The sequence below is a fragment of the bacterium genome (assembly GCA_021159335.1).
In the GTDB taxonomy this organism is placed as follows: Bacteria; UBP14; UBA6098; order B30-G16; family B30-G16; genus JAGGRZ01.
On the sequence record JAGGRZ010000043.1, the window covers coordinates 1 to 17,118 of the forward strand.

A 17,118-nucleotide genomic window follows, 5' to 3' on the forward strand; every position below is an offset into this window, starting at 1 on the left:
GTAACGCGTCGATAGCCGTGTTTCCGGTAACAGTGCATTTTTTCGGGTCAATCCCTTCGTTTAGGAGATTTTTTAGTGCCTTTTCAGTAGGGGGGAACAGAAGCTCTGATATTGCGTCAAGCAATCTTCTATTAGCTTCTTCGGGGAATGGTTGTCTTAGGTCGCCGGTTCTTAAACCAGCTTCTACATGTGCAACGGGTATGTTCCTGTAAAAAGCCGCCAATCCACCAACGAAGCTTGTGGTAGTGTCGCCCTGCACGACTACCATTGAGGGTTTTTCTTCATCCATCAGGCGCCCCAAACCTTTCAGGGATTCTATGGTAATATAATCGAGATCCTGTCCTTCTTTCATTATGTTTAGGTCATAGTGCACCCTTAATTCGAATGCGGAAAGCACCTGGTCGAGCATTTGTCTGTGTTGAGCTGTAGCAATAACTATTGGTTCGAGTTCGTTTGCTTCTTCAAGAGTCTTTATGACGGGCGCCATTTTTATTGCATCTGGTCTCGTGCCGATTATGGCGAAAATTTTGTGTTTGCGACTACCCATTTAGCGTTTGAAACCCGAGCATTATCTTTATCACTCTCCGATGAAAAATCCACCCATGCCTATCATGAAATGAATGTACAAACCGTTAAGCCTTGAGTCGGGACCGTCTGATACATCTATGTCCTCAAACTTCCACGAGGCTTTTTGCGGCATGTACATGTAGCCAACTCTTACACCAAGCATTATACCATTAGGTTGTGAGGAACCTTTTCCGAGCGGCGGAAAGAAAAGGAAATCAAGCTCTCCTTTAAGTATCAGTCCACCCATATTGAGCACCGTCGTTATTCCCGGGTTGGCGAGTATTGAGTCGAATTGGAGTGACATGTCAGTACGCCATAATGTTAGGTCTATTCCTCCGCCGCCAATGCCCACGACGGGAAATATTAAAGCCACAGGGCTTGAAAAGACTACATAGCCTATATCGAAAAGTCCGTATCCTGCGCTTAATTTTGCCTTGAGTGAATCGTTTTTTATTATCTGTGATTCGCCAGCACCCTCGCCGCCAAGAATAACACTTTTAATGGCAGCATAGCCGAAACCGCCTGTGGCCAAGAACTTATTGTTGAGCGAACCGTAGCCGTTGGCTTCGAGCTTGTCGTTTAAGTTTCCAAGGTTAGGCATGTCAAATCCGATCATGAATGCACCGCAGCCCCCGCTTACGGATGAAGCGCTCAGAGGCAATGCCGCGAGCAGGAAACTCGCAATAATTAAAAAAATTGCGCGATTCATGTCCCCTCCCTTCGCTTTGCGATTAAATTTTTTGCGTCGCTTAAGCAACTTTTTCTCATATAAAATTAAATTCCCTTGTCCCTTTCCCAACTTTCAGTGTATTCCTTTATCATCTTTGCTATATCATCTATCTTAACCCTGACCTGAACCATAGTATCCCGCTCTCTTATCGTTACTGTCCGGTCCTCAAGGGTTTGACCATCCACAGTGACGCAGAAAGGAGTTCCTGCTTCGTCCTGTCTTCTGTATCGTCGTCCTATGGAATCTTTCTCATCGTAGAAAACCATAAACTCCGATTTAAGGTCTTCAGCTATCTCTCTTGCTATCTCGGGCATACCCTCTTTCTTTACCAGCGGGAAAATGCCAACTTTTATAGGCGAGAGTCGAGGATGCATTTTGAGCACCACCCTTATTTTATCAGGGTTTGAGCGCTCCGGTTCCTCCGTGTATGCGTCGACTATCACGGCAAGCATGGTTCTGTCAACTCCGCCAGATGTCTCAACAATGTATGGAATGTATTGCTCTTTCGTTATTGGATCGGTGTATTCAAGTCTTTTGCCCGAGTATTCCTGATGCCTTGATAGGTCGTAATCGCCCCTATTGTGAATACCCTCAAGCTCCTTTCGACCGAACGGAAAGTCGAATTCGATGTCATAAGCTTCTATTGCGTAATGGGCAAGCTCGTCCTCAGAGTGCTTGTGCCAGTGCAGCATATTCTCGTCTATACCCATTGATAAATACCATTCCCATCTTTTCTTGCGCCAGTATTCGAACCATTTCCCCGCTTCTTCGGGTCTGACGAAGTATTGCATCTCCATTTGCTCGAATTCTCGGGAGCGGAATATGAAGTTGCCCGGTGATATCTCGTTGCGGAAAGCTTTTCCTATTTGAGCTATGCCGAACGGTATTTTAAGTCGCATTGTTTTCATAACATTAAGGTAGTTAACATAAATTCCTTGTGCAGTTTCAGGGCGAAGGTATATCGTATTTTCCTCGCTTTCTACAGGACCTATAAATGTTTTGAACATAAGGTTGAACATCCTTGGCTGGGTAAGCTCTTTTGAGCCGCATACGGGGCATTTTTCGTTTACTATCTCGTCGGCACGAAATCGTCTGTGGCAGGTTTTGCATTCCACCAGTGGATCCTGGAAGTGTTCAAGATGTCCGGAGGCTTCCCAAACTTTGGGATGCATTAGTATCGCCGAATCGAGTCCAACTATTTCCTCGCGCAACTGCACCATCTCACGCCACCACCAGCGTTTAAGGTTATTTTTAAGTTCTACGCCAAGCGGACCGTAATCCCAGCATGAGTTTATGCCACCGTAAATCTCGGATGACTGGAACACGAAGCCTCTCCGTTTGCACAGCGACACTATTTTATCGAGAGTAACCGCTTTTTTTGCTACCTGCTCCATCTGCCCTCCCGTATATTAGTTCGGATGAAATCAAAGTTGTTTGCGTCTTTTGTCAAACTAAAATATAGAATAAATATCTAAATTTAAAAATGGGAATTTTCGGTCAAAAAGAGGTTGTTGCCTTTGATTTTGAGACGACCGGAGTCGACCCGGGCTTCGACAGAATCATCGAGATTGGCGCTGTAAGAGTATTTGATGACGGTAGACAGGAGACATTCAAAAGGCTCGTTAATCCCCAGAGGCCGGTTCCATTCTATGTCAAGCAGCTTACCGGGATTGACGATTCGATGCTTTCTGAAGCTGAGCCTATAGAGCTTGTTTTGCCACAGTTTCTCGACTTTTTGGATAACGCATTGCTTATCGGGCACAATGTTTCGTTCGACCTTGGATTCTTGTTCGAGAACTGTAGAGCTTTGGGTTTGAGAATTCCGCGGAATAGAGTTGTGGACACACTTTCCCTCGCAAGAGTTCTTTATCCAACTGCAGTTAACCATCAACTTGAGACACTTGCAGCTCTTTTTAAGGTCGAGCTCGTTCGTGCTCATCGTGCTTATTACGACGCTTTGGCAACACTTGGTGTGGCTGAAAAATTGTGGCAAAAACTTCTTTCCCTTCCCGAGCCACTTTTCGACCAAATTGAAGAACTTATTTTTGCTGCTGGTGCATCCGACCTCGAATTTTATTGGCGTCTGGCGAGGGAGCATAGGATGTTCAGGGAAAATCTTCCGCCGCCACCTAAGGTAAATTCTGATAAACTGGTGGTTCTTCAAAACGAACTCGGCGAACCAACCAGCGAGTCGGTGGACTTCGACCCCGATATAATTGAGGCTTACTTTTCCGAGAATAGTCCGCTTGGGACAGTGCTTAAAAACTTCAAAGTGCGCTCACAGCAACAGGACATGGCGGCTGCCGTTACACAAGCTTTTATTGATGGTGAGCTTTTAATGGTCGAGGCAGGAACTGGTGTGGGCAAATCGTTCGCTTATCTTGTGCCAGCGCTTTTCTGGTCTGCGGCTAACGGCGAGAAAGTAGTGGTGTCAACATATACAAAGGCACTTCAAGAACAATTGTTTTTCAAAGACCTTCCAGTTCTGCGAAAGGTTTTACCTTTTGATTTTTACGCGTTGCTTTTAAAGGGCAAAGGAAACTATATATGTTTATACAGGCTTGAGCGATATATGCGCGACCCTATGAGTTTAACCTCTCGCGAGCGAGAAGGACTTATTTACATTGCCTCCTGGATTTCAGAAACAGAATCTGGCGACATATCAGAGAACACATCGTTTATAAATAATTTTAGATATTCGTTGTGGGAGAAAGTTCGCGCCGATGGCCATACATGTATAGGTAAACTTTGCCCATATTATAGAGATTGTTTTGTATATAAAATAAGACGCAAGGTATCCGAAGCCCAGATGTTGATTGTCAATCACGCATTGCTTATATCTGACCTTGGCGGCGCTATTTTGGGCGATTACAGCTACTTAATCGTTGACGAGGCGCATAAACTTGATATGGTGGCTGTGGAGCTTCTTGGAGGAGAGATAAGTATATGGAGAGTAAAATCGGTTTTAGATGGAATATATAAAGAAGCAGCTGTCCCCTCGGGCGTTTTATCGTATATTATGACTGCTTTGGGTGATCACTCTTTGGATGAACAATTTGAAAGGATAAAGGAGAATATATCTTTTATTCGCGAGTGCGCTGATAAATTTTTCTCCGAGCTCGCGCTGAACATGGAATTAATCTATCACTGGCAGAAACAGAAATATCAGGTGCGAAAGAGATATGATTATATTAATCCCGTATATAAATCGATAAAAGATAGAGGAGATGAACTTATTGCGGCGCTGAAATCGCTATATACAGAACTTGATATATTTATCGATAATCTTGGCGAACCTCAAAACGAGGAACTGAGGAAATATTTTGAAGAACTTAAGGGCGAGCGAGCCAAGCTAATGGAACTTATGGATGATCTGCTTGTGGTTTTAAGCCCTGACGAGCCCGATGTTGTTTATTGGATGGAGTCACCGACAAGTCCGGATTCTATTGATGCCAGACTTTGCTGGGCGCCACTTGATGTAGGACAGGTCCTAAACACTGAGCTTTATGAGCGGCTGGGAGCAGCGGTGTTCACATCGGCGACGCTGGCTATTGCCGAGGATTTCTCTTATTACCTTGAGCGCCTCGGGCTTGTATATGCACCTCGAGAGCGAGTTAGAACTTTGCTTCTTGGTTCCCCATACGATTACGAAACTCAACTACGCATCGTCGTCACGGAGTTCATGCCATCACCGAGAGAACTCGAGCGCTTCATCGATAAAACATCCGCGTTGGTGCGTGAAACATCGCGAAAGTTTAGAAAGGGAACTATGGTTCTTTTCACGAGTCACGATTCATTGAGACAGATTTACGAGACCCTTTATTACGATTTCCAGCAGGTTGGCATAAAACTTTTGGGACAGGGATTTTCTGGTTCTCTTGCTGCGATATCGAGAACATTTATAGAAGATGTAGAGTCGGTGCTTCTTGGGACGGAAAGTTTCTGGCAAGGTATAGACATCCCCGGCAAAAGCCTCGAATTGTTGATACTAACTAAGCTTCCATTTCCAGTTCCGGACGACCCCTATATTGAAGCCATGAGTGAACGGCTTCAGAGATGTGGACGAAGCCCTTTCGAGGAATTTATTGTGCCACAGGCTGTGATTCGATTTCGGCAGGGCATAGGACGGCTGATAAGAAGCGAGACCGACAGAGGTGTCCTTGCAATCCTGGACAAAAGAATAATAACTATGCGTTATGGGGAGAAATTCATTAGCTCTCTACCTAAAAAACCTGAAATAGCCAAATCACTTGATGAGGTGTACCAGATCGTTGCTGAGCATCTGGGTTAAAAGCTTATGCTATTTTCTTATGCTGCGGAGGAATATTTAATACCTAATAGCTTTTGATTTTACATACTTCATTCGGCTGCCGGTTAGAACTCCATGGGAACTGAAAGCTCCTCAGAAATGGATTTCAAATCCTCGTAAACCTTTGGATCAATCTCGATGAAGTCTTTGTGTAATTCCTCTTTCTCTGCTTCTTTTTCGCCGGCGACATATATTCTTGTTGCCCCATCCGCTTTTGGACAGTTCCTGAGGATGTTTATGTATTCGTCAAGTCTTGCCTTGAACTCCTCCACGGGCATGAACGCATCGATTCTCAGGGCAGCGAACATATGGCAGATGTTTGGTGGTTCGCCTTTTTTCTTATATGTGTTAGGTCCAAAAGCACCACCTGAGAGAACTCCGGTCAGTATGTCGATAACAAATGAAAGTCCATAGCCCTTGTGTCCGCCGGTTTCCTCGTCAGCACCGCCGAGAGGCAATAAACCTCCGCCTTTGCGTTCGAGTAGGTTAGCCAGAACCCTTGCTGCGTCCTGTGTCGGTCGGCCTGTCTCGTCAGTTGCCCAGGTTGTTGGGAGAGGCTTTGATAGTCTGTTATAAACCTCAAGTTTTCCGCGAGGAACCGTTGATGTCGCCATATCAAGCACTATGGGTTTCTCTTTACCTGCAGGAAATGCCAGCGCCAGCGGATTTGTTCCAAGCACTGCATCCTTACCGTATGTTGGCACCATAATCGGTGCAGAGTTGGTTAAGGATACCCCAATAAGGTCGTATTTAAGTGCCATCATCGCATAGTAGCCTGCTATCCCGTAGTGGTTCGAGTTTCTAACAACGCCAACGCAGACATTGTTATCGAGGGCTTTTTTTATAACCATTTCCATTACTCTGTATCCAACCACCTGACCAAGTCCGTCGCCGCCTGAGGCAAGAATCGTGTTCTGCGTTTCCTTTAGTATCTCAATTTTAGCCACCGGTTTCATTATGCCGCTTTTTATCCCGTTAACATATCTTCTCATTCTTGCCACGCCGTGGGAGCTTATTCCGCGCCTATCGGAGGCTATAAGAACATCCATGACTATTTTGGCGTCGTCCTCTGGCACGCCAAGTTTTTTGAAAACTTCTACTCCGAAATTAAATAGTTTATCGATGTTCACCTTGATCAACTCCATTAGTTTCCCCCTTTATTCTTCCATTCTTTCTATTATCGCCCTCGTGAACTCAGAGGTCCTAACGGGCTCTATCCCCATGTGGCGTGCGAGATCATAGGTGACGATTTTATCAGCGATAGTTTTTTCGAGGGCTTTGGTTATGAGATTTGCGGCTTCGTTAAACCCAATGTATTCCAGCATCATCGCGGATTTCAACCACAAGTTTCTTGTCGAGGAGTTCGCAGAGTTCTTTGGCTTCAACCGATGAATAAGGCGATTCGTTTTCCATATATCTCTTAATATTAACACATCAATGTTAACAACTTAAAAAATGAATCTCCAAAACTTTTTGGGATAATATCTCTTAATAATTTGCTTGAGGCAAGCTATATTTATTTGATGTCTAATCGTCTTTATAAACTATTTAGGATAAAATTCTTGCATTTTCGTAAATCATCTCCAAAATAGATATTGAAAGGCTGTTTTAACAGAGTATATTAATCTCGGGCGAAATGTTCAGGCGAGGTTTCACATTAATAGAGCTTATGATCGTCGTTGTGGTTGTTGGCATATTGGCTGCTATAGCTATTCCTATGTATAACAATGCTACTGTTCGTGCTAAACAGGCTCAAGCGAAGGTTGTTCTGGCAGGGATAAGGGAATCTCTTGAGGAATGGTACGAGGAATACGGTGGTTTTCCCGAGTGGTGGGACGGTTGGCCTCTTGGTTTTAGGTGGCATGACAGATATTTCTGGTTTCATCCTATAGCGTTTAGAGGAAATAGGTGGGTTTTTCTCGATTATTATCACCCCGAAGAGGACCCAGTTTATGAATACACTTTATTTATCGGTGAGTGCCCATACGAGGGAACATATGCAAACTCAGGTTTTATCGATTTTATCGACCATCTACTTAATCCGCTTCCTTCATTGGCGAACGCCTTCTGGTATTGGTCTGACCTTAGTTGTGAGGATTACTGGGTTATGGCTGACCCTATAAGAAGTCCAGATAAGAGTCTAAGAAACTCTGAAAGGCTTATAATAACGAGTTCTGGCAAACTTTTTAAAGTGCCTGCTTCAGTAATACCCGACAAAATATGGAGCAATCCAGCAGGAGTTAATTGCGGTGACTAAAAGTAGAGTTATCTTCTTGGTCTTCATATTCATAGTTCCTGTATTTATAGTTTCATGTTCAAGAGGGAAAAAAGAGAAATCCTCGGCAAAAATAAATATTGACCTTCAAGAGTTTGACAAAGTAATAGAGATTTATCCCGACCTTAGAGAACTTCTCTCAAAACAATCCACGAGTGGTGATGAAATACAAAATTTGCTCTTAGAGTATGATGTTAAAGTGCCTATAACGAAGGTTTTGTATTACTACGATGCGATAACTGAAATAAAGGACGCCATCGTTAAAGGCAGTGCCAAGGAGAAAAAAAGGGTGCGTAAAAAGTACGGTGAGGACGCATTCATGATGGTTGAGGAAAATCTTGAATATCTGACAGGTGAATAAACATGATTTCCTGAACTTTCGCAGCGTCTTACTTATTGCCTTTGGGAACTTTTTTATTATTATTTTTTGAACTTATTCTGGAGGATTTTGAATGTGCGGAATAGTTGGCTATGTTGGGAAAAGAGATGCGGTTAATGTTCTCATTGAGGGGCTCAAAAGACTCGAGTATCGCGGTTATGATTCAGCGGGCATAGCTATAATAGAGGACGGCAAACTGAGGGTAATGAAAAGAAAAGGGAAAATAGCCGAACTCGAGCGCGAACTTTCGGGAAAGGAATTTTCTGCTCGCATGGGGATAGCTCATACGAGGTGGGCTACGCATGGCGAACCATCAGATAGAAATGCCCATCCTCACCTTGACTGCGCGGGTAAAATAGCTGTGGTCCATAACGGGATAATAGAAAATTATCGTGCACTGAGCCAATTTCTTACCTCGAGAGGGCATACACTTACCACTGACACTGACACGGAGATAATAGCTCATCTTATCGAGGAGATGCTAAAGGAGACCAACGATTTTGAGGAGGCTCTGCGGCTTGCACTACTTGAGATAGAGGGAACTTATGGGCTCGGAATAATATTTAGCGAACAGCCCGATAGAATCTATGCTGCTCGTCACGGAAGCCCGCTTCTTATAGGTGCTGGTGAAGGCGAAAATTTAATAGCTTCAGATGCTACCGCTGTGATAAGATATACTGATAGAGTTATATATCTCGATGAGGAGGAGTATGCTTTAATTACTGCCGATGACTTTGAGATAAAGAATTTAAAGAGGGAGCGAATAACTCCCAAAATACAGCGCATAACATTTTCTCTGCAGGAGCTTGAGAAGGGTGGTTATCCTCACTTCATGCTTAAGGAGATTTACGAGCAGCCCCAAACGCTTCGGAATGCTTTCAGGGGAAGACTCAACATTGAGGACGGCACCGCAAGACTTAATGGTCTTAAACCTTATCATGACAGGCTTGCCAGTGCGGAGCGCATAATACTAACCGCCTGCGGAACGAGCTGGCATGCTGCTCTAATAGGTGAGTATCTTATTGAGGAACTCGCCCGCATCCCTGTGGAAACGGAATACGCGAGTGAGTTCCGCTACAGAAGCCCGATACTTTCTGCTGATACACCCGTTATAGTAATAAGCCAGTCCGGCGAGACTGCTGATACATTAGCTGCACTTCGGGAAGCCAAGCGTCAGGGTGCGCCAGTGTTCGGAATAGTTAACGTAGTCGGTTCTACCATAGCTCGCGAAACGGATGCCGGAGTATACATCCATGCTGGGCCGGAGATAGGCGTCGCATCAACGAAAGCTTTCACATCGCAGGTAATGGTTCTGTCTCTTATCGCGATAATGCTTGGCAGGATGAGAGGGCTATCGCTCGAGACAGGGAAAAAACTCACATCTGAGCTCGAAAAAATTCCGGACAAGGTTCAATATATTCTTGATAAAGAGCGTAAAAATCAGCAGATAAAGAAAATAGCGGAAAAATTCAAGGACCACTCCAATTTCCTTTATTTGGGAAGGAGTTACAACTTTCCAGTAGCGCTTGAGGGTGCGTTGAAACTTAAAGAAATATCATACATTCATGCCGAGGGCTATCCGTCTGCGGAAATGAAACACGGACCAATAGCGCTTATAGATGAAAACATGCCGGTAGTGTTTATTGCCACTGAGGACCCACTTTATCAGAAAGTAATAAGCAATATAGAGGAAGTCCGCTCACGGGGTGGACGGGTTATAGTGGTTGCTACTGAGGGCGACGAGAAAATAAAAAAGCTCGCGGAACATGTTATTTATGTTCCGAAAACTGAATACATGTTCACACCCATGCTCACGGTTATACCGCTTCAGCTACTGGCCTATTACATAGCGGTAATGCGCGGCTGCGATGTCGACCAGCCCAGAAACCTTGCGAAAAGCGTTACGGTAGAATAAACTTTCTAACCTTTTGTGCGATAAATAAATGCGAAAATAATCTATCAAAAATATTTAAATAATCCCTTTTTTAACTTGACTATTACTTAATTACTAATAATAATTAACATATGATATACGAAGCGGTAATAGGGCTCGAGATTCACATTCAGCTGACCACTCGCACCAAGATGTTCTGTTCTTGCCCGGTCGTGGGTTATGATGTGCCACCTAACACAGCTGTTTGCCCGGTTTGCCTTGGTATGCCTGGAGCACTGCCAGTTCCAAACAAAAAAGCTGTTCATTACGCTTTAATGCTTGCCAATGCGTTGAAGTGCAAGATTAACAAAAGGTCGATTTTCGCGAGAAAAAATTATTTTTACCCAGACCTTCCGAAGGGCTACCAAATAACACAGGATGAAATACCAATAGCGGAGGATGGCAAACTTTTATTAAGGCTTCCTGATGGTACCCAGAAAATCGTGCGAATAAGAAGGATTCACCTTGAGGAGGATGCAGCTAAATCTTACCACATCGGAACTGGAGAAATAACCCTTGTAGATTTTAACCGATGCGGAGTTCCTCTCATTGAGATAGTATCCGAGCCTGACATGAGAACACCTCTCGAGGCAGCGACATATGTAATGAAACTAAGGCAACTCGTGACATATCTTGGGATTTGCGCTGGTGACATGGAAAAAGGTAATCTTAGGGTTGATGCTAATGTGTCCGTAAGAAAAATTGGGCAGACTGAACTTGGGACCAGAACCGAGCTTAAAAATCTTAACTCATTCAGGTTCTTGCAGAAAGCTCTGCAATACGAGATAGAGCGCCACATAAAGCTTCTTGAGTCTGGTGAAAAAGTGGAGAAGCAAACTCTTCTTTGGGATGAGCGTCAATCAAAGACAGTGTTAATGCGCACAAAAGAGGAATCGTCTGATTATAGATATTTTCCTGAGCCCGATATTCTTGAGCTTGTGGTTACTGATGACCAGATTAGTAATGCGGAAAAAGATGTAGGTGAATTGCCGGATGAGAGAATAGAAAGATTCATGAGAAGTTATAATTTATCCCGTGAGCTTGCTGAAAGTCTTTGTGCAACAAAGTCATTTTCGGATTATGCTGATCGTGTTCTTGAAGCCGTTAAGGACAAGAAGGCCGCGGCTAACTGGCTTTTGGTAGAGGTTATGAGAATTGTTAACGAGAAAAACATCGGGGCGGATGAACTTAAAGTTAGCCCGGAGGAGCTGGCAAAACTTCTGAATATGTTATCTGACGGTGAAATAACGCGACCTATAGCTAAAGAGGTGTTCAAGAGGATGGCCGAAAGCGGCGATAGGGTCGAGGAGATAATAAGCTCAATGCAGGTTAAGGTTATTAATGATGATTCTCAAATAGAGAGAATAGTCGATGAAGTTCTTCAAGAGAATACCGATGCAGTAAGAAAGTATAGGTCTGGGAAGAAGGGCGTGTTTGGCTTTTTCATGGGGCAGATAATGAAAAAAACTCGTGGTCAAGTCGACCCTAAGGTAGTAAATAAAATTTTGCTTGAGAAGTTAGAAGGTTGAAGGAGGAGATTGTGATAAGACAAGCAATAACGATTACGATTGCTTTTATTTCTATTTTATTCGCTCAGGAACTTAAGTTTGTGGGGTCCATAAGTTCCCCGGGCGGACCACATAAAGGGGATAGGTTCGGAACATATGTTGCGTATGCTGGCGATATAAACGGTGACGGTTACGGCGACATGCTGATTTGTGCGGACGGCAAGTTTAGCCAAGACCCTAATTACCCTGGAAAGGTTTATGTTTACCTTGGCGGGAAAAAACTTAACGATAAACCATACATGATTCTTCGCGGACAAGCACCTGGAGATAGGTTTGGCGCGAGTGCAGCGTGGGTGGGTGACATTAACGGTGATGGTATAGATGATTTTGCTGTTGGTGCTCCCAATTGTGATTCTGGCGGCACTGATGCGGGAAGAGTTTACATATTTTACGGTGGCAAGAAACTTGATTCAATCCCGGACATTGTTATTGACGGGAAAAAAGTTAACGGTTGGTTTGGCTCGTCGATAGCCGGCGGCCTTGATATTAATGGTGATAACAAACCTGACCTGCTCATAGGAGCACAATATGGTGGTCCAGGGGTTACTGGTGAAGTTTATGTGTACCTTGGTGGAATGGGATTTGATAAAGCTGCCTTGACCCTTCGTGGCGAAAACACTGTCGATGGTTTTGGGGCAAGGGTCGCAATGCTTGGTGATGTTACCGGCGATGGCATTGCTGATTTTGCAGTTAGCGCTATTTATTATGATTTGGAAACGGCGAAAAATGTTGGTAAAGTTTATGTTTACAAGGGCGGAAGTATAATAAGCAAAGAGCCAGCTGTAACATACATCGGCAAGTTGAGGGATGAGAATCTTGGATATGTGGTTTGCTCTCCCGGCGATGTCAACAACGATGGTTACGATGATATAATGGTGGGCGCACCGGGTGGCGCTATCGGTTCCTATGGTGCCGTATATATTTTCCCGGGCGGTAAAACGCTAAAGTCGGAATATATAGCAAGATACATTGGTGAGTCAGTTAACAGCTTGTTCGGGTATTCCGCAAGTAGTTGTGGTGACATTAATGGTGATAAAATACCCGATTTTATGGTTGGTTCGCCATATCTTGATGTTGAAATTTATCACACGGGAAGGGTAAGCTTCTTTGCAGGTGGTAAAATGAAGTCCACCGAGCCGATGTTTACCGTTGATGGCGACAGTGAAAACGCCCAGTGCGGCTATTGTGTTTCAGTTATAAAGGACTTTTTTGGCAAAGGAAAGGACGCATTCGCCATATGTTGCGCTGGCCCCGGAAGTGGGCTGGAAGGTAAAGGATTGGTAAAAATATACAAAAAGTGAGGTTATTATGAAACGCATGTATGCAATTTTGTTTGCTATTTTGGTGGCGTATGGCGCTGTCTGGGGGATATCCTGGCGCCAGCCAATAGTTATAAGTTTTAGTGGATTCGTTGACACATTGGTTTTTGGGGTTGACCCAGCAGCAAGCTGGCACTATGACCCGGGAATAGATGAGGTAATACCCTTTGTTCCGCCGTCTGGTCCGCATGCGTTTTTCAGGCTTAATGACCCTATGAATCCATTCATAACGATGCTTTCTGTGGACATCCGCCACGACGCAAGGGTAAGGCATATTTTCAAAGGTTTCGTGGGCGGTGCTATGGGAAGAGCCAGGATAAGCTGGGACCCCGCGACAATACCAGCTGGGCAGATAAGAATAGGAATAGGAACCGAGACAACAGAACCCACTCGCTGGTATGATATGCATTACAACGACCATCTGGAATTTGATGCACCGGATTGGTTCTGGATTTCGTGTCGTCCGTACAGCTCAGGTGCGGACCATCCGCCTTACCTCGCGTTCGCTTACCCTCAAAATGGAAGGCGTGATGTGCCACCATCTGCTCCTGTTGTCGTGGTTCTCGATGACGACGAAACCGGTGTTAATGTCCACACTATACAGATGTTTGTTAATGGCGTTGATGTGACATCTTCCATCGAGACAAGGAGATTACTTAGTGGAATACAGGTTATTTATAGACATCCGCCTTTTGAATACGATTCACTGATGAACATAAGGGTTATTGCTGCCGATATAGCCTCTTTCCCTCATTATCTTGATACAACCTTTTCTTTTCGCACATCGGTCCCTGCTTTTTCTCCGCAGTGGGAGTTCCCGCTTTTCTTTGTCAACATTACTGCTCGTGATACCGTTACAAAATGCATTTATGCCGCTGGCGCCGAGGGAGCATCGCAATTTTTCGATTCGCTCGATGTGGCTTTCCCGTCCTTTCCTGCACCTGAGTTCGAAGTTTTCTTCAAGCTTTCTGACCCCGCTTATCCTTTCATTACAGCACTATCGCGCGACACCAGACCCTTGGACTCCGACAATCTCTGGGTTGTTGACTTCCAAAATCCGGGGATTGTGCTTTTCGCAAGCTGGATAAGCCAGATAATACCTGAGGGCACGAGGTTCTATGCGGCTGTGGCTGACGCTGAATCAACTATAACATTATGGCAAAATATGGCGACAACATCATTTATGAACGTTCCAATAGGGAAAAAGTTTTTCGTCTACAAACATGTTATAGACACAGTTCCGCCTCGTGTCGTTGCCTCGTATCCATCTTTTGGCGCGATGGGTGTAAATCCATGGACCAATATAATCATCGCTTTGCTTGACGATAGAATGGGGATAGACACCAATTCTATATCGCTGGTTGTCGATGGCGTTGATGTTACTGCTGATTGTGAGAAGTTCATTCGTGGTGATACAGCATTTGTGGCTTACATACCCGATACCAACTTTACGCCAGACCACAGGATTTACTGGAGAATAACTGCATCGGACACTGAAACACCACCCAATACAGTCAGATACAATGGATTTTTCGTGGTGGGGGATTTCCCAACCCCTGATTGGCTGGTCAGAGTTTTCGTCAGAAATATCCCTACTCACACTCTCTTCTCGACCGTCGCTTTTGGAGCTGATGAGGTTGGCACCGATGGTGTGGACCCGGGACTCGATTTTATGGCACCACCGCCTGTGATGACTTTGCCGAGGTTCGCGATGCGGATACCATCTCCAACAGGATGGGATTATCTCATTCAGGACATAAGAAATGTTGATGAGGATACGATAATATGGCAACTTCAGTGCAGCAACATTACCCATCCATTTGTTCTGCGCTGGGATATTGTTGGGCTGCCGCCTGCTGACCAGCTTTTGTGGGGAATAACATTCACTCCTGGAGACACTCCCGCTGTGTGGCATAATCTGAGACGAACGCTTGGAATAAGGATTGACTCTTCATGCGTAGTTTTCTTCAAATACATAAGATACATTCCGCCAACATACTGCCTTTCTGGGCACATTCTTCTTGAGGGCGCAACCGATTTTTCAGGCACCGAGGTTCGAATTCTTGGAACTGATTTTGTCGATACTACTAATCGTTCCGGCGCTTTTGAGATATGCGGAATCCCCGACAGCTCTCACATAAGGATTCGTATATATCACGAAGGATATTACACGAAGTTCCACGATGCCGTGGTGGTTGGCGACATCATTCTCGTGGATACGCTCTACCTAAGAAGGTATCAGATAAGCGGCAGGGTGCATCTCAGCGACCGTCCTATAGGAGAGTGGGATGGGACTATCGTTACTCTTGATGGCTCTTTGACCGATACTACGAGCAGAAATGGTGCGTTCAGGTTCAATAATGTTCCATATGGGGAGCATTCTCTCTCCTTTGTTCATACTGGGTACAGGGATGCTGATACTACTATTTTCCTTAGAGCTAATGCATTTATTAATGTTACTCTGCAAAAAATCATAGGCGACCTCTTCGTGAGGGTGCTTCTTGAGGATGGTGCCAACCTTTGGGGAACGCGCGTCATGATTTTGGGACTCGATAGCGCTATAACTGATTCCTCGGGCTGGGTTAGATTCAGAAATGTGCCGTATGACACATACACAGTGGTTGCGCTGAGACCTGGTTATCAGACCGTTGACACATTGATATTCTTCCATTCGCGGTCGGACACACTTGTTTTGCACATGATGCGCAAGCGAGGGGTTATAAGAGGATTCGTGCGCGTTTTACCGCCCGATTCGCCTGCAAGAACTCTGGTGGTGCTCGATAGGGCTGAATCGACTTACACTGATGCGAGAGGATATTATGAGTTCACGCGGGTATTGTTTGGTGAGCATATGCTTCATTTCCGAAAACCCCTTTATCAGCCTTTGGACACTACTGTTAGACTTTGGGAACCCGGAACGCTGGTTATTAACGCTCATCTTAGGAAAATACCACTTAATCCGCCGAGAAATCTCGTAGTGCTTTCGGGGTATCACGGCAGGATTGCGCTTCGCTGGCAACCCCCAGAAAGCACATCAGCCAGACTTCGTGGTTACGGCGTGATAAGGTCTACCTATCTTCCCATTGGTGGTGATACAATAGCGATTTTACCTCCGCTTACTACAGGCTTCATTGACAGAACCGCTACTGGTGGATTGCGTTATTACTTCTATCGCGTTTATGCCATCTACGATGAAGGCACGAGCGAACCCACGAGAGCAGTTGGTGGCTATGTTAACGATGACCCGACGAAACCTGATGTTCTCGTGGTTGATTTCGACAACGGTGCGCTTCTTGCCGATAGCTCTCGCGATGACGAGGCACAAGTGGTGTCTGAACTCTTTTCCGCTACAGGCATTATTCCCGCTTTGACGAGTCAGGATGAGCAACTCGATACTTTCGAACTCTTAAAATACAAGGCTGTCTTCGTTATAACTGGTATTAGAGACTTCAATAATGAGAAGCTTTCGGATTATTCTATAGCTAAGCTTATCGACTATCTCGCCGCAGGCGGAAGAATCTACTGGGAAGGTGCTGATGTAGCAAGGGACTATTCGACAGCTTTCGATGGACATTTCCTCGAATTTTTCGGCATATCCTATGCAGCTGATGGCAGATTAGCAGCCTTCGGCAATGTTAGCTCGCTTGTTGCTCAAAGTGATCTGTGGTCCTCACCGAGGCAATTTGAGTACTTCTTCAAATCTCGCGCTGACCACAGAGTGGACGAGTTTGATGCTGTTGGAGGCGGCATAGTTATGCTTCGCTCGCAGGATAATCCTCCGCCAATAACATCGAACATAAGAATGGTTGCGCATAGTGGCTCAATTCCTCACACGAACTCAGCGTGGAAAACTATTATATCGTCGGTGTATCTTGGTGGCATTAAGTATATTAACGACCTTTCAAACAGGTGGGAAGTGCTTCGTGCTGCTTGGAACTACCTCGTTGGTGAGGACATCGGTGAGGCCGTTAGTGAACCGAAACTTGTCCCAGAAAAAGATGAGATTGAGATTTCGCTGTATCCTGTGCCGTTTAATTC

At 44.9% G+C, this 17,118-nt stretch carries 12 protein-coding genes; 7 read left to right on the plus strand and 5 right to left on the minus strand.

The genetic code is table 11. From position 1 onward, the window contains the following. The 3 genes from wecB to J7J62_02620 all read right to left on the minus strand — a co-directional run. Nucleotides 1-547, minus strand: a 547-nt coding sequence (gene wecB / locus J7J62_02610) for a UDP-N-acetylglucosamine 2-epimerase (non-hydrolyzing) (GenBank protein MCD6124046.1), incomplete at its 3' end; no start/stop codon positions are given. A gap of 30 nt (nt 548-577) precedes the next feature. Beyond that, complete coding sequence (locus tag J7J62_02615; protein ID MCD6124047.1) at nt 578-1,276, minus strand: hypothetical protein; 699 nt, start codon at nt 1,274-1,276, stop codon at nt 578-580. Between the two features lie 65 nt (nt 1,277-1,341). Further along, nucleotides 1,342-2,691 (minus strand): glycine--tRNA ligase, encoded by a 1,350-nt coding sequence (locus J7J62_02620; protein ID MCD6124048.1) that lies wholly within the window; start codon nt 2,689-2,691, stop codon nt 1,342-1,344. A gap of 89 nt (nt 2,692-2,780) precedes the next feature. Between J7J62_02620 and J7J62_02625 the strand changes: the two genes are divergently transcribed. Further along, nucleotides 2,781-5,588: a 3'-5' exoribonuclease gene (locus J7J62_02625; GenBank protein ID MCD6124049.1), complete on the plus strand. Its 2,808-nt coding sequence runs from the start codon at nt 2,781-2,783 to the stop codon at nt 5,586-5,588. An 83-nt stretch (nt 5,589-5,671) separates the two neighbouring features. On the opposite strand, the gene J7J62_02630 is transcribed toward J7J62_02625, so the two are convergent. Together J7J62_02630 and J7J62_02635 are read right to left on the minus strand one after the other, a co-directional pair. After that, nucleotides 5,672-6,751, minus strand: a complete 1,080-nt coding sequence (locus tag J7J62_02630; GenBank protein ID MCD6124050.1) for an Ldh family oxidoreductase — start codon at nt 6,749-6,751, stop codon at nt 5,672-5,674. 12 nt (nt 6,752-6,763) lie between these two features. Next, nucleotides 6,764-6,934 carry a hypothetical protein gene (locus J7J62_02635; GenBank protein MCD6124051.1) on the minus strand — a complete coding sequence of 57 codons (171 nt, stop codon included), beginning with the start codon at nt 6,932-6,934 and terminating at the stop codon, nt 6,764-6,766. Nucleotides 6,935-7,242: 308 nt separating this feature from the next. Between J7J62_02635 and J7J62_02640 the strand changes: the two genes are divergently transcribed. From J7J62_02640 to J7J62_02665, 6 genes are all read left to right on the plus strand, one after another. Continuing rightward, on the plus strand, nt 7,243-7,863 hold the full coding sequence (locus tag J7J62_02640; protein MCD6124052.1) for a prepilin-type N-terminal cleavage/methylation domain-containing protein: 621 nt from the start codon (nt 7,243-7,245) through the stop codon (nt 7,861-7,863). After that, nucleotides 7,856-8,242 (plus strand): hypothetical protein, encoded by a 387-nt coding sequence (locus J7J62_02645; protein MCD6124053.1) that lies wholly within the window; start codon nt 7,856-7,858, stop codon nt 8,240-8,242. The genes J7J62_02640 and J7J62_02645 overlap by 8 nt, the downstream gene beginning before the upstream one ends. 91 nt (nt 8,243-8,333) lie before the next feature. Then, a complete protein-coding gene (glmS, locus tag J7J62_02650; GenBank protein MCD6124054.1) occupies nt 8,334-10,175 on the plus strand; it encodes a glutamine--fructose-6-phosphate transaminase (isomerizing) in 1,842 nt (613 codons plus the stop codon). 110 nt (nt 10,176-10,285) lie between these two features. Next, a complete protein-coding gene (gene gatB / locus J7J62_02655) occupies nt 10,286-11,722 on the plus strand; it encodes an Asp-tRNA(Asn)/Glu-tRNA(Gln) amidotransferase subunit GatB (GenBank protein ID MCD6124055.1) in 1,437 nt (478 codons plus the stop codon). Between the two features lie 11 nt (nt 11,723-11,733). Next, nucleotides 11,734-13,062 carry an FG-GAP repeat protein gene (locus J7J62_02660; GenBank protein ID MCD6124056.1) on the plus strand — a complete coding sequence of 443 codons (1,329 nt, stop codon included), beginning with the start codon at nt 11,734-11,736 and terminating at the stop codon, nt 13,060-13,062. A 7-nt stretch (nt 13,063-13,069) separates the two neighbouring features. Further along, a partial coding sequence (locus J7J62_02665) for a hypothetical protein (protein MCD6124057.1) occupies nt 13,070-17,118 on the plus strand: 4,049 nt, incomplete at its 3' end.